Genomic DNA, 22648 nt, shown 5'->3' with positions numbered 1-22648 from the left:
ACCATGATCCAGACCCACGCCGCCGACGGTATCGTCGAATTGCAGCTGGCGCGCGCGCCGGTCAACGCGCTCAACCCGCAGTTGTGCGACGAGCTTGTCGCCGCGATTCGCACGGCGGTCGACCAGGGCGCGCAGGGCCTGATCCTCAGCGGCAACACCAAGGTGTTCTCGGCCGGACTCGACGTGCCGTACCTGCTGTCGCTCGGCGACGATCGCGATGCCGTGATGGCGGCCTGGCAGTCGTTCTTCGCCGCAGCCCTGGCCCTGGCCCAATGCCCTGTGCCGGTGGTGGCGGCGATCGGCGGCCACGCGCCTGCCGGCGGCTGCGTGCTGGCGCTGTGCTGCGACTACCGCGTGATGGCGCGCAGCGAGGATACGGCCAAACCATTCCGGATCGGACTCAACGAAACCCAGGTCGGACTGGTGGTGCCGGTCGGCATCCTGCGCCTGATGCAGCGCGTGGTCGGCGTCTACCGCGCCGAACGCCTGGTCGTTGCCGGCGAGATGGTTCCGGCCGAACGCGCCGAGCGCATCGGGCTTGTCGACGAACTGGTCGATGCGGAGGATGTCGTTTCGCGTGCGCGCGAATGGCTGGCGTCGCTCCTGGCGTTGCCGCAGCCGGTGATGCTGCAGACGCGCGCCATCGCCCGCGCCGACGTGGTGGCCGCGCTGCAGCCCGAGAACATCCAGCTTTCGCGCTTCGTCGATGCCTGGGGCGATCCGGCCACGCAGAGCGCCCTGCGGGCATTGATGGCGCGACTGCAGAAATAACCGCGCCAGGCAGGAAGGTGGCGCACATCCGCGCCACCTTCACTGGCGGGCACTACAACAGCCAGATCTCGACGCGCTCGTTGCGGAAGCGCGCGTTCGAGTCCGCAGGCGCCTTCAGCGGCACCTGCGCACCCATTCCGCGCGCATGCAGCACCGGCAGGCCCAGCGCCATCAACTCGTGCGCGACCAGGTCGGCGCGGTCGTTGCTCATCATCATCGTGGCTGCCACCGAGGTGCTGGTGCCCACGTCGGCGAAGCCCACCACCAGCAACTGCCGCCCCTGGTTCACCGGCAATTTCATGAATGCAGCCAGGCGTTCGATGTCGCGCACCGAGCGACTGTCATAGACGCTGCTGGCCACGCCGCTCTCGTTGTTGCCGGTGAAATTGAAGCGCAGGCTCAGCGGCAGCCGGATCGCGTTGCCGATCAGCGCCTTGTATTCCGTCGGCCCGAACAGCGACGGCGGCTTGTAACCCGGACGCATGGTCACGCCCAGGTGGCCCGCTGCCGCGACCGCATCCTGGCCGCGCTGCCCCATCGCATAGAGCGCGAAGCTGCGGCTCAATGCGCCCATCATCTGGCTGCCATACATGTAGAGGCGACGCGTAAGCGGATAGTCCTCGCTCTGCACGTTCAGACGGGTGGGCGCCACCGCACGGCCGCCCTCGGCGATCGCCAGCGGTCGAACGCCCGCGCCCCAGTGCTGGCGCAGCGTGATGAAGCCCACCGCCTGCGGGTCGGCCGCAACGGCACGAAGCAGCGACGGACCGTCGGCATGGTCTCGGCTGATGCCGTAAGCGCTGCCGGTCATCACGCGCGTAGCGACCAGGTCGCGGGCCGAGTTCGCTCCCGCCACCATCTGCAACCGCACCGGCCCCGGATGCCCACCCAGCTCGCGCCAGTCGCGCACTTGTCCCGATAGCAGGCGACGCAACTGCGCGAAGTCCAGGCGCGTGACGGGATTGTCGCGATTGACGACCACGGCCACGCCATCGAGCGCCAGTACGAATTCCTGATCGCGCGAGGACAGATCGCCCAGCTGCCAGCCTTCATCGAGCTCGGCGGCGGTCGGTCGCCGCGTCATCAATGCGATCTGCGCTTCGCCGTTGACCAGGTCGGAGAAGCCCTGCGCCGTGTTGCTGCCGGCGATCTCGACGATCAGCGGCTGGCCGTCGCGGGTGGCGTGGATCTCGGTGGTCGATGGCGCCGCCTGCACGCGGCGGATGTCCTGGTAACCGATGTCGCGCAGCCAGGCCTCGGCCACCGTCGGCACCAGGCGCGCTCCGAGTGTTTGCGAACCATGGATGCGGACGCGCTCGGCATCCCCCTGCGCCTGCGCCATCGCGCATGTGCCAAGCAGCATCAAACCCCACACAAACCGTGCAATACGTGACATCGCGCACGTCCCCCCTGCGAAAACCCGCAAGCATCGGGACGTTCGATGACGTTCTTGTTACCGCGTGCGATTTGTTGTTACAAAAGCCGGCCTGTCCGGCCCAGTGAACGGGTGATGCAAAGCACCGGCGTGCTCAGTCGCCCTTTGCGATCGGGCGCGACGGGTCGCCGATCCAGCCGCTCCACGAGCCCTTGAACAACCGCCCACCTTCCAGGCCGGCGTGTTCCATTGCCAGCAGCAGATGGCAGGCGGTGACGCCCGAGCCGCACATGACGACTGCCTCCCGCGCGGAACGACCACCGAGCAGCGTCGACAGTTCGACCGCCAGCTCCGCCGCCGGCCGGAAGCGACCGTCGCGCATGCTCAATGCGTAGGGCCGGTTACGCGCGCCGGGGACATGACCGGCGAGGCGGTCGATCGGTTCGACGTCGCCGCGGAAGCGTTCGTGTGCCCGTGCGTCGAACAGCAGCCCGCCCGCGTCGAGGTGCGCTTGAACCTGCGCGGCGTCGAGCAGGCGGCTCGCGTCGAACGACGCCGAGTAGTGACCCGGCGCGGCTGCGGGCACCTGCGAGTCCACCGGCAGGCCCAGCGATTGCCAGCACTCCCAGCCACCATCGAGCACGGCCACGCGCTCATGGCCGAGCACGCGCAGGAGGAACCACAGCCGGGCCGCAGCCAGCGCGCCATCACCGGCGTCGTAAACCACGACCTGGGTCTGCGGCGTGATGCCCCATCGGCCGAGCACCGCCAGGAAGTCGTCGATCTGCGGCCACGGGTGGCGACCGGCGTCGATCTGCCTGGCTGCCTCGGTGCCCTCGGGCGCCGACAGGTCGCGTTCCAGATGGGCGTAACGGGCGCCGGGAATATGTGCCTGGCGATAGGCCGCTTCGGCCGTGGCGGCATCGCCCAGCTTCGAGCGCGCATCGACCACGACCAGATCATCACGACCCAGCGCCGCGGCCAGTTCGGCAGCGGATATCAACGTGCGCCACGATTTCGTGTCCGGCTTCGTTGTGTTCATGCGATGGCCTCCAGGCGTTGCCGCAGGTTCAACAGCATCGACGCCGTCGCGCCCCAGATGCGTTGCGCGGGATAGCGGTATTCGAGCACTTCGCGCGGACGTCCACGGAAGTCCAGGGTATGCGTGGCGAGGTTGGCCGGGTCGAGCAGGAACGACAGCGGCACCTCGAACACGTCGGCGACTTCGTTCGCGTCAGGGTGGGCAACGTAGTCGTGAGCGACCAGTGCCACGACCGGCTGCACGCGGTAGCCGGTGATGGTCGCGAGCGGATCGAGAAACCCCAGCGGCGTGATCTGCGCCGGAACCAGGCCGATCTCCTCGCACGTCTCGCGCAGGGCGGTGGCGACGGCATCGACGTCGTCGACTTCCACGCGCCCTCCCGGGAAGCTGACCTGCCCGGCATGCTGACGCAGCGCGTCGGTGCGGCGAGTGAGCAACACCTGCGTCCCGCCGCTGCGCGGAATCAGTCCAACCAGAACTGCCGCGGCCACCGACGCGGCGCCATCGGGGACCAGATCGTGCAGTTCCGCGAGATTCCAGCCCGGTCCTTGCGGCGGCGACGCCAACGGATGCAACGCGACCATCAGGCCGGGGCAATCGGGCAGTTCCGGGCCGGCTGGCAGTGGCTTCACCCTCGTTGCAGCTCCCGTTGCGGCAAGGTGGTTTCCATCAGGCGCAGACGCTCGTCGTCGTTCATCTGCGGCCAGCGCGCGATTTCGGCGCTGGTGCGGTGGCAGCCGCTGCACAGGCCGTCATCGTCGAGCGAGCACACGCCGATGCAGGGACTGAGCACGGCGCGAAAAAGAGTGTTCATCAACCGACAACCTAAGGCGGGAGTGCAAGGGATTCAACCGGCGCGTTGCCGATCTGCGCCCCTCATAAAAACATTGAGCCGGCGAGGGCCGGCTCAATGCGTAATGCTCTCGTTCCGGCAAAGCCGTTCGCGCTATGCGCGAACGGGCCGGAGCGTCACTTGACGCTGACCAGCTTGACTTCGAACTGGACGGCGACGTTCGGCGGGAACGGGGTACGCGGGTCGGCGCCGTACGCCTTCTCCGGCGGCAGGGTGACTTCCCACTTCGAACCGGCCGGCATCTGCAACAGCGCTTCGCGCATTGCCGCCATTTCGATCTCGCTGACCTTGATCGCCGGGATCTGCTGGGCCGGACGCGGCTGCTGCGGACGCTCGCCCCAGGCGTAGGGGCCTGCGACTTCCAGCTGCACCGTGTTGGCCTGGGTCGGCTTGGCGCCCGAGCCCGTCTCGATCACGCGGTACTGCACGCCGCTCGGAAGCACCTTCACGCCAGCCTTGGACTTGTTGGCGGTGATGAACGCATCGCTCTTGGTCTTGTTGGTGGCAGCGGCCTTGTCCCACTCGGCCTTGGCCTTGGCCTGCTGGCGCTGCTGCATGTTCTGCACGGCGGTGCGCAGCTGGTCGACCGGAACGGTCGGCTGCTTCTTGCCGTAGCCGTCCTGCAGACCCTTGATGATGGTGTTCACATCGACCTGCTCGCCACTTTCCACGGCGTTGCGACCGAGGTCATAGCCGAGGGCGTAGCTGAGCTTGCCTTTCTCGGTCGAAGTGTCCTGCGCGACGGCGTTGCCGGCGGTCAGTGCCAGGGCCGCAACGGCGGCAGCAATCAAACGCAACTTCATTCGGTGGAATCTCCGTGATGGATCGAGGGGCGGGTTGGCCGCACCGTTGGGTAATACCAGTCTAGTCAGGCCGCACCGGTCGAATCGGCCCGGATGGACGCGCTAGGATAACGGCGTCAAGGCTTAATCGCCACTGAGGCCGCCCTGCTCTGACAGCGCTCCCGGCCGGGAGTTCAATGCCCGTGCGCGGCGCCCTCAGGCCCACCCCAAACCCGCCGAGCGAACCCCACCATCATGTCCGAAACGCCCGTCCTGATTGCCGATCGCGGTGCCGTGCGCCTGATCACCGTCAACCGCCCCGACAAGCTGAACGCGCTCAATGCGCAGACGCTCGATGCCCTCCTGGCCGCCTTCGAGGCCGCCGAGGCCGCTCCCGAGGTCCGCTGCATCGTCCTGACCGGCGCCGGCGCCAAGGCCTTCGTGGCCGGGGCGGACATCTCCCAGATGAACGCCCTGACCCCGGTCCAGGGGCGCGACTTCTCCCTGCGCGGGCAAAAACTGATGCGCCGGATCGAGAAGATGCCCAAGCCGGTGGTCGGCATGATCAACGGCTTCGCCCTCGGTGGCGGCCTCGAGCTGGCCATGGCCTGCCATCTGCGCATCGCTGCCGACTCGGCCAAGGTCGGCCAGCCGGAGATCAACCTCGGCCTGATTCCGGGCTTTGGCGGCACCCAGCGCCTGCTGCGGCTGGCCGGACGCGCCGCGACCCTGGAGCTGTGCCTGGCCGGCGCGCCGATCGATGCCGCCCGCGCGCGCGAACTGGGCATCGTCAATCGCGTCGTTGCCGCTGCCGAACTTGAAGCCGAAACCATGAAGCTCGCCGAGCAGTTGGCCGCTTCCGCTCCGCTGGCGCTGCGCGGTGTGCTCGACTGCGTCAATGTCGGTGGCGAGTGCGGCATCGAGGAAGGCCTCGAATACGAGACCGCACAGTTCGGCCTGATGTTCTCCACGGCCGACATGCGCGAAGGCACGGCCGCTTTCCTGGAGCGCCGCAAGCCAAGCTTCAGCGGCCAGTGATGGCGGCGGCGGCGAGCAGTCCTGCATGCGTGTGTGGTTGCCGCGATGACGGCGGTGCTGCCGCGCATGCCATTGCCACGGCACTCGCCGATGACGACATCGATCGGGCGATCACGCTCGGCCTGATCGACGCTCGACCCATCGCGTGCGCAATGTGCAGCGTTGACTGCCAATCGCGCCTGCACGCCGCGCGCAACGAGCGACTGCAGGCATTGGCGGCGCGCGCGCGTTACCTCACCCGCAATGCGCGCCTGGAGCGCCGGGCCCGCGAGCGTGCAGAGCAACGCACTGCGCTGCCGACGCCTGCTGGCGCCACAAACCCGAACGCGGCGATCAGCGCGACTGCCGCACCCGCCCTGCCCTCGGCCGCCGCCGCCGCACTGGCGCGCGCACGCGCCAAGGCCGCCGCGCGCCACAAGCCGTGACCCCGACCCATGCCAGTGGCCAGCGCCAGGAACAAGCCAGCAACGAAACGATCCCGCCGAGCCAGCCGCCTGAGTGCCGCGGAGATCGAAACGATGTTCGCGCGCCTGAAGGCGCTCAATCCCAAACCCACCACCGAACTGGAATTCAGCACGCCCTACGAATTGCTGGTGGCGGTGACGCTGTCGGCGCAGGCAACCGACGTCGGGGTCAACAAGGCCACGCGCAAACTGTTCCCTGTGGCCAACACACCCCAGGCCATCGCCGCCCTGGGCGTGGAGGGACTCAAGCCCTACATCGCGACCATCGGCCTGTTCAACACCAAGGCCGCCAACGTGGTGGCGATGGCGCACCAGCTGCTCGAACGCCACGGTGGCCAGGTGCCCGCCGACCGCGCCTCCCTGGAGGAGCTGCCGGGCGTCGGCCGCAAGACCGCCAACGTGGTCATGAACACCGCCTTCGGCGAACCGACCATGGCGGTGGATACCCACATCTTCCGGGTCGCCAACCGCACTGGCCTGGCCCCCGGCAAGACCGTGCGGGCGGTCGAGGACGGCCTGCTCAAGGTGATCCCGACGCAATACCTTCACGACGCCCATCACTGGCTGATCCTGCACGGCCGCTATGTCTGCAAGGCGCGCAAGCCCGATTGCCCGCACTGCGTCCTGCGCGATCTGTGCCGTTTCAAGGAAAAGACAGCCGGCGAACCCGACCGTCTGTCGGAATAGCCGTAAGTTCTCTATAGCCCGGTCAGGCGCGGCTTTTGCCGGCTGGCGGCGGTCACGCCAGCGTCATCCTGGAGAAATAAGTCAGGGCTGTCATATTTACGCAACTTTCACACCCTAGCCTGCGCAGCGTCTTCCAACGCCCCAAGGGCTACGTCCATGAAACTGTCCCGCAGCACCCTTTCCGTCGCGCTGCTCGCTGTCCTCGCCGCCCCGGCGGCCCACGCCGAAATCGCTTTCGACGTCATCGGCGGTTCCGAAATCTCGTTCGAAGGCCTGGTCCAGGCCGATTTCAACCACTTCGACAACGACTTCGCCAACCTCAACGGCGACGCCCCGGACGGCAAGAGCAGCGACAACGAAATGCGTCGCGCAGAGCTGGTGCTGAAGGGCAAGGGCCCGGGCAACATCGACTGGGTCCTGGGCTACGACGCCAAGGCCGACAAGTGGCTCGACGTCAACGCCAAGTACAAGCTCGGCGGCGACGCCAACAACTACTTCCAGCTGGGCCAGTTCAAGCAGCCCAACAGCCTGGAAGAGCTGTCGTCGACCAAGAACAACGACTTCATCTCCAAGTCGGTTGTGACCAATACCTACGGTATCGCCCGTCGCCTCGGCGCCGCCTACCACTACGGCACCAACGACTGGGGCATCACCGGCAGCTACTTCACCCGCGAGCTGACCGAGCATCCGGCTCCGACGCCGCACGGCCCGGGCTTCGGCTTCCGCGGCAACTGGGCGCCGATCAACGAGAAAGGCAACATCCTGCACTTCGGCCTGTCGTACGTTGATTACGACACCTTCACCGACACCGCCCGCATCCGCGCCCGTCCGGACGCCGACCTGGCCGGCCAGCGCATCGTCGATACCGGCAACATGACCAACGCCGACCGTCAGCAGACCGTTGGGCTTGAGGGCATGTGGGTGACCGGTCCGTTCAAGGCGCAGGGCGAGTACATGCAGTCGACGGTCTCGCGCTACAACAACGGCAACGTGCGCCAGTCGCACGACTTCGACAGCAGCAGCTGGTACGTCAGCGGCCTGTGGAACATCACCGGCGAGACCTGGGGCTACAAGGACGGCGTGCCGACCACCCCGCTGCCCGACGAACCCGGCACCGGCATGTGGCAGGCCGCCGTGCGCTACGACACGATCGACCTGGATGACGGCACCGCCATCCCGGGCGCCACCCCGACCGCAGCTTCGGTGGTCGACGGCGTGCTCGGCGGCCAGATGGACACCTGGACCGTCGGCGTCAACTGGTACTGGCGCTCCAACTTCAAGTTCATGCTGAACTACGTGATGGTCGACAGCTCGCGCTACTTCGTGCGCACCCCGGCCGCTCCGTACGCCGACAACCCGGCCAACAACAACGTCCTGGTCAACGGCAAGGTCGACGACAACCCGAACATCATCGAAGCCCGCGTCCAGCTGTACTGGTAAGCCTCCGCGGGGGCCCGGCCTTGTCGGGCCCCCGACGTTCCGATTCTCTCTTTCCTCCCCCTCGGGCGCGGCTCAGCCGTGCCCATTTTTTTAGCCTCGGGGGGCGGATGTTTCACATGTCATGCGGTTGTCACATGGCCGTCCCGGCACTGTCATCGAACCGTTATCAAATGCGCGGCGTACGGGTCAGGCCCGTCCGTCGTCACTCCAGGAGACCACCTCGTGTTGAAATCCATCCAGTTCCGCCTCGCCGCGCTCGCGCTGGCCACGGCGTTCGTAGCCAACGCACAGGCCGCCGACGTTACCGGCGCCGGCGCGTCGTTCGTGTATCCCGTGATGTCGAAGTGGTCGGCCGACTACAACAAGGCAGTGGGCAAGAAGGTCAACTACCAGTCGATCGGTTCCGGCGGCGGTATCGCCCAGATCAAGGCCGCGACGGTCGACTTCGGTTCGTCCGACGCCCCGCTCAAGCCCGAAGACCTGGCCCAGAACGGCCTGGCGCAGTTCCCGTCGGTGATCGGCGGCGTGGTGCCGGTGGTCAACGTGCCGGGCGTCGCTTCGGGCGCGCTGAAGCTTGATGGCGACACCCTCGCCAACATCTTCCTGGGCAAGGTCAAGATGTGGAACGACCCGGCGATCGTCGCCCTCAACGGTGGCGTGCAGCTGCCGGCCAAGAAGATCACCGTTGTCCACCGTTCGGACGGTTCGGGCACCACCTTCAACTTCGTCAACTTCCTGTCCAAGGTCAGCCCGGAGTGGAAGAGCGGCGTGGGTGAAGGCACCGCGGTCAAGTGGCCGGTCGGCATCGGCGGCAAGGGCAACGAGGGCGTGGCCGCCTACGTCAAGCAGATCGTCGGCGGCATCGGCTACGTCGAGCTGTCCTACGCGCTGCAGAACAAGATGGCCTACACGCGCATGAAGAATGCCGCCGGCAACTTCGTGCTGCCGTCGGACGAGAGCTTCCAGGCCGCCGCCGCCAGCGCCGACTGGGCCAACGCCAAGGACTTCTACCTGGTCATGACCAATGCCCCGGGCGCGAATTCCTGGCCGATCACCGCCACCAACTTCATCCTGATGTACAAGCAGCCCAAGAATGCCGCCGGCGCCAAGAACGCCAAGGAGTTCTTCCGCTGGGTCTACGCCAACGGCGACACCCAGGCCAAGGCGCTCGACTACGTGCCGCTGCCGGACGCCCTGGTCCAGCAGATCGAGAAGTACTGGTCGGCGAACATGAGCTACTGAGCCATCGGCTCGGGTAACACCTGAAAGCGGGCCTTCGGGCCCGCTTTTTTGTTTGGCTACAGCGCTTGCGCTCGTTCAGGCGGACGGCTTCGGTTGACCGGGTCGCGAACAGCGCGCGCTGGATGCTTCCAGCGCTCCGTAAGGCCGCTGCCGAGCTTCACTACAGATATGTGACGGTTCGATGTCATCGGGGTGTAACAAAAAGATCATCAAATGGCGCAGCCCGGGGCGAGAGCCTTGGATTCCCAATTCATTTCCCGTCCCCATACGGAGTTGCGCATGAACACGACGAAGGCCCGCATTGCTGCCCTCGCCTTTGCCATTGCCCTGGCCGCGACCGCCTGCAAGCCGTCCGGCGAAGCACAGGCGCCTGCCGGCAACGCCGCTGCTCCGGCCGCCGCCGGCGACAAGGTTGCCGTGCAGATCACCGGCGCCGGTGCGACGTTCATTTATCCGCTGATTTCCAAGTGGTCGGACGACTACAACAAGGCCACCGGCGCCAAGGTCAACTACCAGTCGATCGGTTCCGGCGGCGGCATCGCGCAGATCAAGGCCGGCACGGTTGATTTCGGTTCCTCCGACAAGCCGCTCAGCACCGAGGACCTCGCCGCGGCCGGTCTTGGCCAGTTCCCCTCCGCCATCGGCGGCGTGGTGCCGGTCGTCAACCTGGACGGCATCGAGCCGGGCAAGCTGCGCCTGACCGGCGCGCTGCTGGCCGACATCTTCCAGGGCAAGGTCACCACGTGGAACGACCCGGCGGTCGCCGCGGTCAACCCGGGCGTCAGCCTGCCCTCCACCAAGATCAACATCGTCCATCGCTCCGACGGTTCGGGCACCACCTTCAACTTCACCAACTACCTGTCCAAGGTCAGCCCGACCTGGAAGAGCGGGATTGGCGAAGGCACCACGGTCAAGTGGCCGGGTGGCGTCGGTGGCAAGGGCAACGAAGGCGTGGCCTCGTACGTGCAGCAGATCAAGGGTTCGGTCGGCTATGTCGAGCTGGCCTACGCCGCGCAGAACACGATGACCTACACCTCGCTGCAGAACGCTGCCGGCAACTGGGTGCAGCCCAATGCCGAAAGCTTCCAGGCCGCCGCCGAAGGCGCCGACTGGGCCAACGCCAAGGACTTCAACCTGGTCATCACCAACGCCTCCGGCGCCCAGGCCTGGCCGATCACGGCGACCAATTTCATCCTGATGTACAAGCAGCCCAAGGACGCCAAGCGCAGCGCCGACACGCTCGCCTTCTTCAAGTGGGCCTTCGAGAACGGCCAGACCCATGCGAAGTCGCTGGACTACGTGCCGCTGCCGCCGGCGCTGGTGCAACAGGTCGAAGCCTACTGGGCAGCAGAATTCAAGTGACCTGATGAACGCCACCACCATTCCCGCGGCAGTGCCCGGTTCGCGCGATCACAAAGACGCGCGCAACGACAAGCTGTTCCGATACATCCTGACCGGCACCGTGGCCTTCGTGCTGATCGCCCTGGCAGGCGCCGCGCTGTCGATGCTCTGGGGCGGCCGCCACGTGCTGGCCGCGTCGGGGCTGGATTTCTTCATCACCTCCGAATGGAATCCGGTCGAGAACAAGTACGGCGCACTGGTTCCGATCTACGGCACCATCGTCACCGCCCTTGTCGCCATGCTGATTGCGGTTCCGGTCAGCTTCGGCATCGCCTTCTTCCTGACCGAAGTCGCGCCGCGCTGGGCGCGTGGCCCGATCGGCACCGCCATCGAGCTGCTCGCCGGCATCCCGTCGATCATCTACGGCATGTGGGGCCTGTTCGTGCTGGTCCCGGTGATGACCGAATACGTGACGCCCTGGCTCAACGACAACCTCGGCACGTGGCCGGTGATCGGACAGTTCTTCCAGGGGCCGCCGCTGGGCATCGGCATGCTCACCGCCGGCATCGTACTGGCGATCATGGTGATCCCGTTCATCTCCTCGGTGATGCGCGAAGTGTTCCTGACCGTGCCGACACGCCTGAAGGAATCGGCCTACGCACTGGGCTCGACCAAGTGGGAAGTGAGCTGGGACATCGTCCTGCCCTACACCCGCTCGGCGGTGATCGGCGGCGTCTTCCTCGGCCTGGGCCGCGCACTGGGCGAGACGATGGCCGTGGCCTTCGTGATCGGCAACAGCGTCAACTTCTCGACCTCGCTGCTCGAACCGGGCACGACCATCGCCGCGCTGATCGCCAACGACTTCGGCGAGGCCACTGAAACCTATCGCTCCGCGCTGCTCCTGCTCGGCTTCGTGCTGTTCATCGTCACCTTCGTCGTGCTGGCCATCGCCCGCCTGATGCTGATGCAGCTTTCGCGCAAGGAGGGCAACTGATGGCCACGACCGCCAAGGAACTCAAGGCCACCGATTACCGCGTGTCCGACGGACTTTATCGAAAGCGCCGCATCGTCAACGTCGTGTCGATCGTGCTGGCCTGTGCGGCCGCGGCGTTCGGCCTGTTCTTCCTGGGCTGGATCCTGTGGACCCTGGTCTCCAAGGGCATCGGCGGCGTCAACCTGGCGCTGTTCACCCAGAGCACGCCACCGCCCATGCAGGAAGGCGGCTTGATGAACGCCTTCTTCGGCAGCGCGGTGATGTGCGCGATCGCGATCCTTATCGGCACGCCGCTGGGTATCGCGGCCGGCACGTGGCTGGCCGAATACGGCAATGCCCGCAAGATCGGCACCGTGGTCCGCTTCGTCAACGACATCCTGCTGTCGGCGCCCTCGATCGTGCTGGGCCTGTTCGTCTACACCCTGGTGGTGATGCAGTCCGGCGGCAATTTCTCGGCGCTGGCCGGCGCGATCTCGCTGGCCTTCATCGTGTTGCCGGTGGTGGTGCGAACCACCGACGAGATGCTGCGGCTGGTACCGGCGCAGATGCGCGAAGCGGCGCTGTCGCTGGGCGTTCCGCAGTGGAAGGTGATCGTGCAGGTGCTGTATCGCAGCGCCTCGGCTGGCATCGTCACCGGCGTGCTGCTGGCACTGGCGCGCATCTCCGGTGAGACCGCGCCGCTGCTGTTCACTGCGTTCGGCAACCAGTACTGGAGCACCAACATCCTCCAGCCGATGGCCAGTGTGCCGGTGGTGATGAACCAGTTCGCCGGCAGTCCCTACGAATCGTGGCAGGTGCTGGCGTGGGCCGGCGCGCTGGTCCTCACGGTGTTCGTCCTCCTAATCAGCCTGGTGGCCCGCGCCATCGTGCTTCGAAACAAGATCAGCCATGACTGACCTCACGCCCTCCCGAATCGCCCGGACTCCGGCCATGAACGACTCCCGCCTTACCGTCGCCACGCCCGAGCGCACCAGCGCCGCCGCGGCGCCGGTGAAGCTCGCCGCGCGTGGACTGAACTTCTATTACGACAAGTTCCATGCGCTCAAGGACATCCACCTGGAGATCCCGGAGAAGCGCGTCACGGCGCTGATCGGGCCTTCCGGGTGCGGCAAGTCGACCCTGCTGCGCATCTTCAATCGCATCTACGCGCTCTACCCCAAGCTGGAGGCCAGGGGCGAGGTGCTGCTCGACGGCGACAACATCCTCGACCCGCGCTACCCGATGAACCGGTTGCGCAGCAAGGTCGGCATGGTGTTCCAGAAGCCGGTGCCGTTCCCGATGACCATCTTCGAGAACGTCGCCTACGGCATCCGTCACCACGAGAAGCTGTCGAAGGCCGACATGAACGACCGTGTCGAGCACGCCCTGCGCCAGGGCGCGCTGTGGGACGAGGTCAAGGACAAGCTCGGCCAGAGCGCGCTGGGCCTGTCAGGCGGCCAGCAGCAGCGCCTGTGCATTGCACGTGCCGTGGCCCTGCGTCCGGACGTGCTGCTGCTCGATGAGCCGACCTCGGCGCTGGACCCGATCTCCACCAGCCGCATCGAGCAGCTGGTCGAGGAACTGAAGAAGGACTACACGATCGCGATCGTGACCCACAACATGCAGCAGGCCGCGCGCGTGTCCGACTTCACCGCCTTCATGTACCTGGGCGACCTGATCGAGCACGGCAACACCGAGACGATCTTCTCCAACCCGGGCAAGCAGCAGACCGAAGACTACATCACCGGTCGTTTCGGCTGATGCTTTTCAGGACAACCACATGAGTACCCAAATGCACGACCACATCGTCAAGAGCTACGACGAAGAGCAGCGCCGCCTGCTCAACGAGACCCTCCGCATGGGCGAGATGGCCGCCTCCCAGCTCGAGGCCGCCCTCGATGTCGTACAGCGTCGCGACGACAAGGCCGCCGAGCGCATCATCGCCAACGACGAGGCGATCGACGCGATGGAGCTGGAGATCAGCCACGACGTGATGAAGCTGGCGCTGCGCGGCCCGATGGCGCGCGATCTGCGCGAGATCCTGTCGGCGATCCGCATCGCGGCAGACATCGAACGCATCGGCGACTACGCCGCCAACGTCGCCAAGCGCTCCACCGCACTGAACCTGTCGCCGCCCCTGCCGCATGTGAGCGGCCTGCACGCGATCGGCACCCTGGCCGTGCAGCAGCTGCGCGACGTCCTGGCCGCGTATCGCGACAACAACATCGAGCTGGCCCAGCGCGTGCGCGCCCGCGACGCCGAGATCGACATCGCCTACACCGCCCTGTTCCGCGAGCTGCTGACCTACATGATGGAAGACGCACGCAGCATCACCGCCTGCACGCATCTGCTGTTCATGGCCAAGAACATCGAGCGCATCGGCGACCACGCCACCAACATCGCCGAGAACGTCTGGTTCCTGGTCAGGGGCGAGGAACTGTTGCCGCCGCGCGAGAAGCGCGACGACAGCAGCACGACCGGCGCGGTCTGAGCGGGACGCCTCGTACCGCAAACGCGTGACACCTGGCCGGCAATGACGCCGGCCCGACATGAGTCAGCCCCTTGGCGTGCAGTGAAAAGTCGCGGGGCAGCCGACCGCTTACGATGATCTGCACACCCGGCGCCGGGTAACAGACAAGCCGGTCCCTCCGGCCCCGCAACGGGGCCTGGAACTGAACGAAATGTAAATACAAGCGCGGACAAGCCCTCCGCGCCGAATCTTCCCGCGCCTCCCCCAACTCATGGCTTATGCGTCGGCAAGCGCCGTGCGCCAAGCTCGGTAAGAGGACATACGCGGCATGAAGCAACTCATGGCCAACGGCGACCTGGAAGCAGCGCGCATGGGCGACTCGCTCGCACTCGAGCGAGTGCTGTGCCATTCGCGCCAGAACCTGCGCCGCTATGCCGAGGTCCACTGCGTCGTCAATGACGTCGAGGACGCCGTCCAGGAAAGCCTGATAACGGTTTCGCGCAAGCTCTGCGACCTGCGGACGCTCGAATGCTTCACGTCCTGGGTGTTCCGCATCGTCAAGCGCGAGTGCAACCGCCTCAAGCGTGGCCGGCGCTGGCTGACCGGCGACGCCATCACCGAGGACATCCTGCCGGTGGTGACACCTGAACCGGCCGAGTGGCGCCACGACGTTGCCGCTGCACTGGAATCGCTACCGGGCCATTATCGGGAAGTGGTATTGCTGCGCGACCTGGAGGGCCTGACCATTGCCGAGATCGCCGACCACCTTGCGCTAACACGCGAAGCAGTCAAATCGCGACTGCATAGAGCTCGGGCACTTGCACGCGAATACCTCAGTCGGTGAATCCTTTTGCACGGCCGGTGGCTCTTATGTGCATCGGAAACGATACAGCTCATCCAAAGGCGGATCCCCCGCCACCACCCGCAGGAGAAATCGAATGTCCAAGCAATCCAACAAACCCATCGCCCTTACCCTTGGCGCCATCGTCGGCGGCCTGGCCCTGTCGGGCTCGGCATTCGCGATGAGCGACCTGGCCTCGGGCTACATGCTCGGCGCCGGTCAGGCCGCTGCAGCAGACGCCAAGGCCGCCGAAGGCAGCTGCGGCGTTGCCAAGATGGACACCGACAAGGACGGCAAGGTTTCCAAGGCCGAGTTCGGCGCCGCCCACAAGGGCGATACCAGCAAGTTCGCCGCGCACGACACCAACAAGGACGGCTTCATCAGCGCCGACGAGGCCAAGGCGACCGAAGGCAAGTGCGGCGCCGACAAGAAGAAGGCCGGTGAAGGCAAGTGCGGCGAAGGCAAGTGCGGTGGCATGGCCTGAGCCATGACACCGGACGGCAACCGCCAGCTTGATCCTGGTGCCGTCGGCCTCGGCTTGCGGCGGGCCCTCCTGGGCCCGCTGCAGACCGCCGAAAGCGGCGATTTCGATTTCCTCGAATGCGCGCCGGAGAACTGGATCGGCGTCGGCGGCAGGTTCGGCGAAGCGCTGCAGGCGCTCAGTTCGCGCCATCCCCTGGTTTGCCACGGCCTGACCCTTTCGCTCGGCGGCGTGGCGCCGCTGGACGAGACCTTCCTGCAACGCGTGCGCCGCTTCCTCGAACTGCACCGCGTCCCGCTCTACAGCGAGCACCTGAGCTACTGCAGCGACGACGGCCAGCTGTATGACCTGCTGCCCATTCCGTTCACCGAAGAAGCCGTTCACCACGTCGCCGCGCGCATCCGCCGGACCCAGGACATCGTCGGCCGTCGCATCGCGGTCGAAAACGTCTCGTACTACGCCCCCGCCCCGGCCGACCGCGGCCAGCCGGCGTTGAGCGAGATCGACTTCATCAACGCCGTGCTCGGTGAGGCCGACTGCGACCTCCTGCTCGACGTCAACAACATCTTCGTCAATGCGATCAATCATCGCTACGACGCCAGCGCATTCCTCGCGGCACTGCCCAGCGAGCGGATCGCCTACATCCACGTCGCCGGCCACTACGACGAAGCCGACGACCTCAAGGTCGACACCCATGGCGCTCCGGTCAAGGACGCCGTCTGGGCGCTGCTCGGCGAGGCCTATCGCATCCACGGCCTGCGCCCGACCCTGCTCGAACGCGACTTCAATTTTCCGCCGTACGCCGAGCTGGTCGGCGAGCTGGCGACGATCCGCAAGCTGATCGACGACGCGTCGCCGAACCACGCCAGGCGCGCCCATGCTTGAGGCTCCCGATCGCCTGCGCGCGCAGCAGTTCGCGCTGACCCGGCACCTGCGCGACCCGCAGTCCAGTCCGGCGCCGGAAGGGTTCGAGGAGCGCCGCCTGGCGATCTATCGCGACCTGCTGTTCAACAACATCGAAGGCCTGCTGTCGGGCAACTTCCCGGTCATCAGCGAGCTGCTTGGCGAGCGCCGATGGAAAGCGCTGGTGCGCGATTTCTTCCGCGACTACCGCTGCCATACGCCACTGTTTCCTGAAATCGCGCGCGAGTTCCTGCGTTATCTGGAAGTCCGCGCCGACGACGAGCGTGCTCATGACCAGCATGCCCACGACGATCCTGCCTTCCTTCTGGAGCTGGCGCATTACGAGTGGGTGGAACTGGCGCTGCAGCTTGCCGAAGCCGACCTCCACGCGGACATCGACATCGACGTCGCAGGCGACCTCCTCGACGCCGTGCCCGTCCTCTCGCCGCTGGCGTGGCCGTTGGCCTACGCCTGGCCGGTGCACCGCATCGGTCCGGACTTCCAGCCCGAACAGCCGCCGCCGACGCCCACCTTGCTGCTGCTGCGTCGCCAAGCCGATGGCGTGGTGCGCTTCTCCGAACTGAGTCCGTTGGCCTTTCGGCTGGTGCAGCGCCTCGGTGAATCGCCGCAGCTCAGTGGACGCGAGCAGTTGCAGGCGTTGGCAGCCGAGGCGGGTCACGGCGATGGCGAAGCCTTCGTCGAACAAGGAGCGGCGCTGCTGGAGCAGATGCGCAGCAACGGTGTCGTGCCCGGCGTTCGACGCGCGAATCCTTTTGCCTGATCGATGCCTCTTGTATGGACTTGGCGCCAATGGCGGCGCCGTCCAACAGGAGCACCACGATGTCCGACAGCAACCGCGGCCTGACCGCATTCCGCGACCGCCTCGAAGGAATCGGCGCCTGGTTGGCCCCGCTGGGCCTGCGCCTGGTCCTGGCCTGGGAGTTCTTCGAAGCCGGTCGCGAGAAATTTCGCGGCGAGAACTGGTTCGGCCAGATCGTGGAGGCGTTCCCGTTCCCGTTCGATCGCGTTCCGGCGCAGCTGAGCTGGTCGATGGCGACCTGGTTCGAGCTGGTGGGCGGCATCGCGCTGCTGCTCGGCCTGGGCACCCGCTTCTTCGCCGCGTCGCTGTTCGTGCTCACGGTCGTGGCGACCGCCGCGGTGCATTGGCCGACGGACTGGATGGGCCTGGCGCAGCTGGCCCAAGGCTATGCGATCAGCGACGACGGCGCCGGCAACTACAAACTGCCGCTGATCTTCCTGGTGATGCTGGTGCCACTGATCTTCAACGGCGCCGGCCGCCTCAGCGTCGATGCGCTCATTGCGCGCCTGGCTTCCCAGTCGCCGCCGCGGCCGCAGGGCGATGCCCTGGGTTGGGGCCTGGTCCTGCTGGTGAGCGGCCCGGTGGTGGCGATGTTGTTGCCGATGCCGGGACTGCTGATCTCCGCCGCAGGCCTGTTGCTGCTTCCGCTGGCCGCCAGGCGCTGCGGACACTGACCTGCATGGCTGATCTGCGCGTCTGCTAGGCTTTTGTCATGACTGACGCCGGCGCTCCCCCCGCTTCCCCCGCCACTCCCACGCTCGCCAACCGCTTCCGGGGCTTCCTTCCGGTCGTCGTGGACGTGGAAACCGGCGGCTTCGACTGGAACCGGCACGCGCTGCTCGAGATCGCGGTGGCGCCAATCGACCTCGATGCCAATGGCCTGCTGGTGGTCGGCGAGATCACCAGCAGCCATGTGGTGCCTGCGGCGGGAACGGAGATCGACCCGAAGTCGCTGGAGATCACCGGCATCGACGTCGATCATCCCTTCCGCAATGCCCTGCCCGAGCGCGCCGCGCTCGAGGCCGTGTTCGCGCCGGTGCGGGCGGCGGCAAAGAAGCATGGCTGCCAGCGCGCGATCCTGGTCGGCCATAACGCCCACTTCGATCTGAACTTCCTCAATGCCGCGGTCGCGCGCAGTGGCCACAAGCGCAACCCGTTCCATCCCTTCAGCGTGTTCGACACGGTGACGCTGGCCGGTGTCGCCTACGGCCAGACCGTGCTCGCCCGCGCCGTGCAGGCCGCGGGCTTCGACTGGAACGGCGAAGAGGCGCACTCGGCGGTGTACGACACCGAGCGCACCGCGCAGTTGTTCTGCAAGATCGTCAATGCCTGGCCGACGCCGCTGCCGGGCGTCGCGCCGATCTCAGGGTGAGGCCAGCTTCAGCCCGACCAGTCCGGCCACGATCAGGCCGACACTGACAAGACGCAAGGCATTCACCGGCTCGTTGAACAGCACGATGCCGAGGATCACGGTGCCGACCGCACCGACACCGACCCAGATCGCATAAGCGGTACCGACCGGCAGCGACTTCATCGCGATGCCGAGCAGGCCCAGGCTGATCGCCATCGCCGCGAGCGTGCCGACCGTCGGCCACAACCGGCTGAAACCCTCGGTGTACTTGAGGCCGATCGCCCAGCCCACTTCAAACAGGCCGGCGAGTACGAGAATGATCCAGGGCATGACAACGTCTCCAATCCAAGGTGGGGCCGTCCCCTTGCGATGATGGAGAGGCGGGGTCGTCCCCGCTTCCTTGTGTGGGCGGGACGGTAGCACGGGCGGCAAACCGTTCGCTGTCGCGCATGTAACCAGGCGTTACTTCGACGCTCCGCGCTGGCGCACGACTTCGAACAGCGTCACGCCCGACGCGACCGAGACGTTCAGGCTCTCGACGCCGAGGCTGCCGGCGCCCGGCATCGGGATCTTCACCAGCTGGTCGCAGTTCTCGCGCGTCAGCCGGCGCAGACCGTCGGCTTCGCCGCCGAGCACCAGGCCGACGTTGCCGCGCAGGTCAAGCGAATACAGCGAGGTGTCGGCTTCGCCCGCCAGGCCGTACAGCCAGACGCCGAGCTTCTGCAGGTCGCGCATCGTGCGGGCGAGATTGGTCACCGGGATCACCGCGACGCTGTCGGCGGCACCGGCGGATGTCTTGCGTACGGTCGCATTGACCTGCACCGACTTGTCCTTGGGGATGATCACCGCCGTGATGCCGGCCGCGGCAGCACTGCGCAGGCAGGCGCCGAGGTTGTGCGGGTCCTGCACGCCGTCGAGGATCAGCAGCAGCGCGCGGCCTTCGGCGCCCTCGACCAGCGCTTCCAGCTCGTTCTCGTTCCAGGTCTTGGCCGCGGCATAGCGAGCGACCACGCCCTGGTGGCGCAGGTCGCCAACGATGCCGTCGATCGCCTGCGTGGCGACGCGGCGCACGTCGATATCCAGGCGCCGCGCGTTGGCTTCGATCTCGACGATGCGCGGGTTCTTGGCGCCCGCCTCGATCAGCACCTCGCGCACGTGCTCGGCATCGTGTTCGAGCGCGGCCGCGACCGCGTTGATGCCGGCAATCCACTGTTTCTGACTCATTGCATTCTCTCGTGGCCCGCCAGGCCATTGCCGGGACGGGCGTGTCCATCAGTAGGGTTTTTTCGGGCGCTTGGCCGGCTGCCCGCGCGGTGGCAACGACTTGGCGCCGCGCTCCTCGACCAGCTTGAAGTCGATCTTGCGGTCCTCGACGCTGGCCTTCATCACCACGATGCGGACGCGGTCGCCGAGACGGAACTCGCGGCCGGTGCGTTCGCCGCCGAGGGTCTTGCGGATCGGGTCGAAATGATAATAGTCGTGCGGCAGCTGCGTCACGTGGATCAGACCGTTGACCTTGGAATCGTCGAGTTCGACGAACAGGCCGAAGCTGGTCACGCCGCTGATCACGCCTTCGAACTCGCCACCGACGTGCTGCTCCATCCAGGCGGCACGGTAACGCTCGTCGACCTCGCGCTCGGCCTCGTCGGCACGGCGCTCGCGCTCGGAGCACTGCAGCGTCAGCGCTGCCATTTCGCTGGGCGAGTAGCGGTACTTCTCCGGGCGGCCGCCGGTCAGCGCGTACTTGATCGCACGGTGCACCAGCAGGTCGGGATAGCGGCGGATCGGCGAGGTGAAGTGCGCATAGGCCTCCAGCGCCAGGCCGAAATGGCCAACGTTGTCGGGCGAATACACCGCCAGCGACTGGCTGCGCAGCAGCACCGACTCGAGCAGCGTGGCGTCGGCACGTTCGCGCACCTTCTTCAACAGGATCGTGAAGTCACGCGGCTCGACCTTGCTCCACGGCGGCATGCGCAGCTTGAATTCCTTGAGGAACTCCTGCAGGTCGGCGTACTTCTGCTCCGGCGGCCGTTCGTGGATGCGGTACGGCGCCGGCACGTGGTGCTCGAGCAGGTACTTCGCCGCTTCCACATTCGCGGCGATCATGCATTCCTCGATCAGCTTGTGCGCGTCGTTACGCTGCAGCATGCCGGCCTGGACGACCTCGCCCTTCGGGCCGAGCACGAAACGCACTTCGCTGGACTCGAACTCGATGGCACCGCGGCGCTCGCGCGCCTTCTTCAGGACCTGGAAGAGCTGATGCAGGCGCTGGACATTCGGCAGCAGCGAACCGATCTGGCCCAGGGCCTCCTCGCGCGCGTCGGCGGCGATGCCCTCGCCGACCGCGTTCCAGACCTGGGTGTAGGTCAGGCGCGCGTGCGAATTCATCACCGCTTCGTAGAACTTTGACCCGGTGACCTCGCCATTCCTGTCGACCTGCATGTCGCAGACGAAGCACAGGCGGTCGACCTTCGGGTTGAGTGAGCAGATGCCGTTGGACAATGTCTCCGGCAGCATCGGCACGACGAAGCCGGGGAAATAGACCGAGGTCGCGCGCTTCTGCGCCTCGTCATCGAGCGGCGTACCGGGACGGACGTAGCTCGACACGTCGGCGATCGCCACCACCAGGCGGAAACCGTCGCGGTTGGGCTCGCAATAGACCGCGTCGTCGAAGTCCTTGGCGTCCTCACCGTCGATGGTCACCAGTTGCAGCTGGCGCAAATCCACGCGCTGCGCCGCAGTGGCGGCGTCGACCGTCAGCGGTACCGCCGATGCTTCGTCGAGCACGTCCTGCGGGAACTCGTGCGGGATCTCGTGGCCGTGGATTGCCGCCTGCACCGCCAGCGAGGCGGTCAGGCGATCGCCGAGCACCGCCAGCACGCGGCCGATCGGCGGTCGTTGCGGATCGGGCGCCTGCAGCAGTTCGCAGACCACCAGCTGGCCGTTCTGCGCGCCAAGGCGCTCGTCCGGCGGGATCTGCACGTTGCGCTGGATGCGGCGGTCGTCCGGTACGACATAGCTGATGCCGGCTTCGAGCACGAAGCGCCCGATCAGGCGATTGAGGCGGCGCTCGAGCACGCGCGTGATCGCGCCTTCGCGGCGGCCGCGGCGATCCACGCCGGTGACGCTGGCAAGCACGCGGTCGCCGTGCATGGCCTTGCGCATCTCCATCGGCGGCAGGAACAGATCATCGCCGCCACCTTCCAGGCGCAGGAAACCGAAGCCGTCAGGGTTGGCGATCACCACGCCCGGCACCAGCGCGAGTTGCTGCGCCGGCAGGAACTCGCCCATGCGATTGCGCAGCAGCTGGCCATCGCGAACCATCGCGCCCAGGCGCTTGCCGAGGGCGTCGAACCGCTCCGGCGCGGACAGTTCCAGGCGCTCGGCCAGTTCCTCGGCGGGCATCGGGCCATCGGCGTCGGCCAGCAGTTGCAGGATCACTTCGCGGCTGGCGATCGGCTCGGCGTAACGGGCGGCTTCGCGCTCGGCGTGGGGATCGTGGAAGCCTCCGGGGCGGCCGCCACCGCCTGCTGCGCGGGCCGGAAGATTCGGCGGCGGCTCGGGCAACCAGCCAGGGCGCTTGGCGGGCTTCCTGGCTCCGCCAGACCCGGCGGCCTTTGCAGGAGCGCCGGACGATTTGCGCGAGGGGGATTTGGTGCCGGACTTGCCGCGACTCGGTGGTTTCTTGCTCATTCAGACATGGTCGCACATCGAGATGAACACGGTGTCGCGTCACGGGAAATCCTGCGTGGTGGCAGGAAGTATTCCGATGGC

At 66.6% G+C, this 22648-nt stretch carries 23 protein-coding genes and 1 pseudogene; 17 read left to right on the top strand and 7 right to left on the bottom strand.

Features of this window, described 5'->3' with window-relative positions; genetic code table 11:
- Window positions 1–3 precede the first annotated feature (3 nt).
- Window positions 4–771: an enoyl-CoA hydratase/isomerase family protein gene (locus tag AB4Y64_RS07945; protein ID WP_441816321.1), complete on the top strand. Its 768-nt coding sequence runs from the start codon at window positions 4–6 to the stop codon at window positions 769–771.
- A 52-nt stretch (window positions 772–823) separates the two neighbouring features.
- On the opposite strand, the gene AB4Y64_RS07940 is transcribed toward AB4Y64_RS07945, so the two are convergent.
- The 4 genes and pseudogenes from AB4Y64_RS07940 to AB4Y64_RS07925 all read right to left on the bottom strand — a co-directional run bounded on the left by AB4Y64_RS07940 (window position 824) and on the right by AB4Y64_RS07925 (window position 4844).
- Entirely contained in the window at window positions 824–2134 is a 1311-nt protein-coding gene (locus tag AB4Y64_RS07940) for a substrate-binding domain-containing protein (RefSeq protein ID WP_441815918.1), read from the bottom strand.
- A gap of 166 nt (window positions 2135–2300) precedes the next feature.
- Window positions 2301–3188 (bottom strand): sulfurtransferase, encoded by an 888-nt coding sequence (locus AB4Y64_RS07935; protein WP_441815917.1) that lies wholly within the window; start codon window positions 3186–3188, stop codon window positions 2301–2303.
- A pseudogene (locus tag AB4Y64_RS07930) lies at window positions 3185–4002 on the bottom strand (NUDIX hydrolase). The gene AB4Y64_RS07935 and the pseudogene AB4Y64_RS07930 overlap by 4 nt, the downstream one beginning before the upstream one ends.
- A 155-nt stretch (window positions 4003–4157) precedes the next feature.
- Entirely contained in the window at window positions 4158–4844 is a 687-nt protein-coding gene (locus AB4Y64_RS07925; RefSeq protein ID WP_441815916.1) for an FKBP-type peptidyl-prolyl cis-trans isomerase N-terminal domain-containing protein, read from the bottom strand.
- A 234-nt stretch (window positions 4845–5078) separates the two neighbouring features.
- Here AB4Y64_RS07925 and AB4Y64_RS07920 point away from each other — a divergent pair, with 234 nt between their 5' ends.
- The 16 genes from AB4Y64_RS07920 (at window position 5079) to rnt (ending at window position 18895) form a co-directional block, all read left to right on the top strand.
- A complete protein-coding gene (locus tag AB4Y64_RS07920) occupies window positions 5079–5861 on the top strand; it encodes an enoyl-CoA hydratase/isomerase family protein (protein WP_441815915.1) in 783 nt (260 codons plus the stop codon).
- Window positions 5862–5890: 29 nt separating this feature from the next.
- Complete coding sequence (locus AB4Y64_RS07915; RefSeq protein ID WP_441815914.1) at window positions 5891–6286, top strand: hypothetical protein; 396 nt, start codon at window positions 5891–5893, stop codon at window positions 6284–6286.
- A 9-nt stretch (window positions 6287–6295) separates the two neighbouring features.
- The gene (gene nth / locus AB4Y64_RS07910) at window positions 6296–7012 is read left to right on the top strand and encodes an endonuclease III (protein WP_441815913.1); all 717 of its coding nucleotides are present in this window, start codon (window positions 6296–6298) and stop codon (window positions 7010–7012) included.
- Window positions 7013–7168: 156 nt separating this feature from the next.
- Complete coding sequence (locus AB4Y64_RS07905; protein ID WP_441815912.1) at window positions 7169–8452, top strand: OprO/OprP family phosphate-selective porin; 1284 nt, start codon at window positions 7169–7171, stop codon at window positions 8450–8452.
- Window positions 8453–8674: 222 nt separating this feature from the next.
- The gene (pstS, locus tag AB4Y64_RS07900; RefSeq protein ID WP_441815911.1) at window positions 8675–9694 is read left to right on the top strand and encodes a phosphate ABC transporter substrate-binding protein PstS; all 1020 of its coding nucleotides are present in this window, start codon (window positions 8675–8677) and stop codon (window positions 9692–9694) included.
- 279 nt (window positions 9695–9973) lie between these two features.
- Entirely contained in the window at window positions 9974–11056 is a 1083-nt protein-coding gene (pstS, locus tag AB4Y64_RS07895; protein ID WP_441815910.1) for a phosphate ABC transporter substrate-binding protein PstS, read from the top strand.
- Window positions 11057–11060: 4 nt separating this feature from the next.
- On the top strand, window positions 11061–12029 hold the full coding sequence (pstC, locus tag AB4Y64_RS07890; RefSeq protein ID WP_441815909.1) for a phosphate ABC transporter permease subunit PstC: 969 nt from the start codon (window positions 11061–11063) through the stop codon (window positions 12027–12029).
- The gene (gene pstA / locus AB4Y64_RS07885) at window positions 12029–12925 is read left to right on the top strand and encodes a phosphate ABC transporter permease PstA (RefSeq protein ID WP_441815908.1); all 897 of its coding nucleotides are present in this window, start codon (window positions 12029–12031) and stop codon (window positions 12923–12925) included. The genes pstC and pstA overlap by 1 nt, the downstream gene beginning before the upstream one ends.
- A gap of 34 nt (window positions 12926–12959) precedes the next feature.
- Complete coding sequence (pstB, locus tag AB4Y64_RS07880) at window positions 12960–13769, top strand: phosphate ABC transporter ATP-binding protein PstB (protein ID WP_441815907.1); 810 nt, start codon at window positions 12960–12962, stop codon at window positions 13767–13769.
- Window positions 13770–13788: 19 nt separating this feature from the next.
- Entirely contained in the window at window positions 13789–14499 is a 711-nt protein-coding gene (gene phoU / locus AB4Y64_RS07875; RefSeq protein ID WP_441815906.1) for a phosphate signaling complex protein PhoU, read from the top strand.
- A gap of 307 nt (window positions 14500–14806) precedes the next feature.
- A complete protein-coding gene (locus AB4Y64_RS07870) occupies window positions 14807–15322 on the top strand; it encodes an RNA polymerase sigma factor (RefSeq protein WP_441815905.1) in 516 nt (171 codons plus the stop codon).
- 94 nt (window positions 15323–15416) lie between these two features.
- Window positions 15417–15803 carry an HvfA family oxazolone/thioamide-modified RiPP metallophore gene (locus AB4Y64_RS07865; protein WP_441815904.1) on the top strand — a complete coding sequence of 129 codons (387 nt, stop codon included), beginning with the start codon at window positions 15417–15419 and terminating at the stop codon, window positions 15801–15803.
- 3 nt (window positions 15804–15806) lie between these two features.
- Window positions 15807–16685 carry an HvfB family MNIO-type RiPP peptide maturase gene (locus AB4Y64_RS07860; RefSeq protein ID WP_441815903.1) on the top strand — a complete coding sequence of 293 codons (879 nt, stop codon included), beginning with the start codon at window positions 15807–15809 and terminating at the stop codon, window positions 16683–16685.
- Window positions 16678–17484, top strand: a complete 807-nt coding sequence (locus AB4Y64_RS07855; protein ID WP_441815902.1) for an HvfC family RiPP maturation protein — start codon at window positions 16678–16680, stop codon at window positions 17482–17484. The genes AB4Y64_RS07860 and AB4Y64_RS07855 overlap by 8 nt, the downstream gene beginning before the upstream one ends.
- 59 nt (window positions 17485–17543) lie before the next feature.
- The gene (locus tag AB4Y64_RS07850) at window positions 17544–18197 is read left to right on the top strand and encodes an HvfX family Cu-binding RiPP maturation protein (protein ID WP_441815901.1); all 654 of its coding nucleotides are present in this window, start codon (window positions 17544–17546) and stop codon (window positions 18195–18197) included.
- A 38-nt stretch (window positions 18198–18235) separates the two neighbouring features.
- Window positions 18236–18895: a ribonuclease T gene (gene rnt, locus AB4Y64_RS07845; protein WP_441815900.1), complete on the top strand. Its 660-nt coding sequence runs from the start codon at window positions 18236–18238 to the stop codon at window positions 18893–18895.
- Here rnt and sugE read toward each other — a convergent pair.
- The 3 genes from sugE to rnr form a co-directional block, all read right to left on the bottom strand.
- Window positions 18887–19204, bottom strand: a complete 318-nt coding sequence (gene sugE / locus AB4Y64_RS07840; protein ID WP_441815899.1) for a quaternary ammonium compound efflux SMR transporter SugE — start codon at window positions 19202–19204, stop codon at window positions 18887–18889. The genes rnt and sugE overlap by 9 nt on opposite strands.
- Window positions 19205–19336: 132 nt before the next feature.
- Window positions 19337–20098: a 23S rRNA (guanosine(2251)-2'-O)-methyltransferase RlmB gene (gene rlmB / locus AB4Y64_RS07835; protein ID WP_441815898.1), complete on the bottom strand. Its 762-nt coding sequence runs from the start codon at window positions 20096–20098 to the stop codon at window positions 19337–19339.
- Between the two features lie 48 nt (window positions 20099–20146).
- Complete coding sequence (gene rnr, locus AB4Y64_RS07830; RefSeq protein WP_441815897.1) at window positions 20147–22567, bottom strand: ribonuclease R; 2421 nt, start codon at window positions 22565–22567, stop codon at window positions 20147–20149.
- Window positions 22568–22648 lie beyond the last annotated feature (81 nt).

This window comes from Lysobacter sp. TAF61 (genome assembly GCF_052113485.1).
Taxonomy (GTDB): domain Bacteria; phylum Pseudomonadota; class Gammaproteobacteria; order Xanthomonadales; family Xanthomonadaceae; genus Lysobacter_J.
This window is presented reverse-complemented; position numbering and strand designations above follow the sequence as displayed.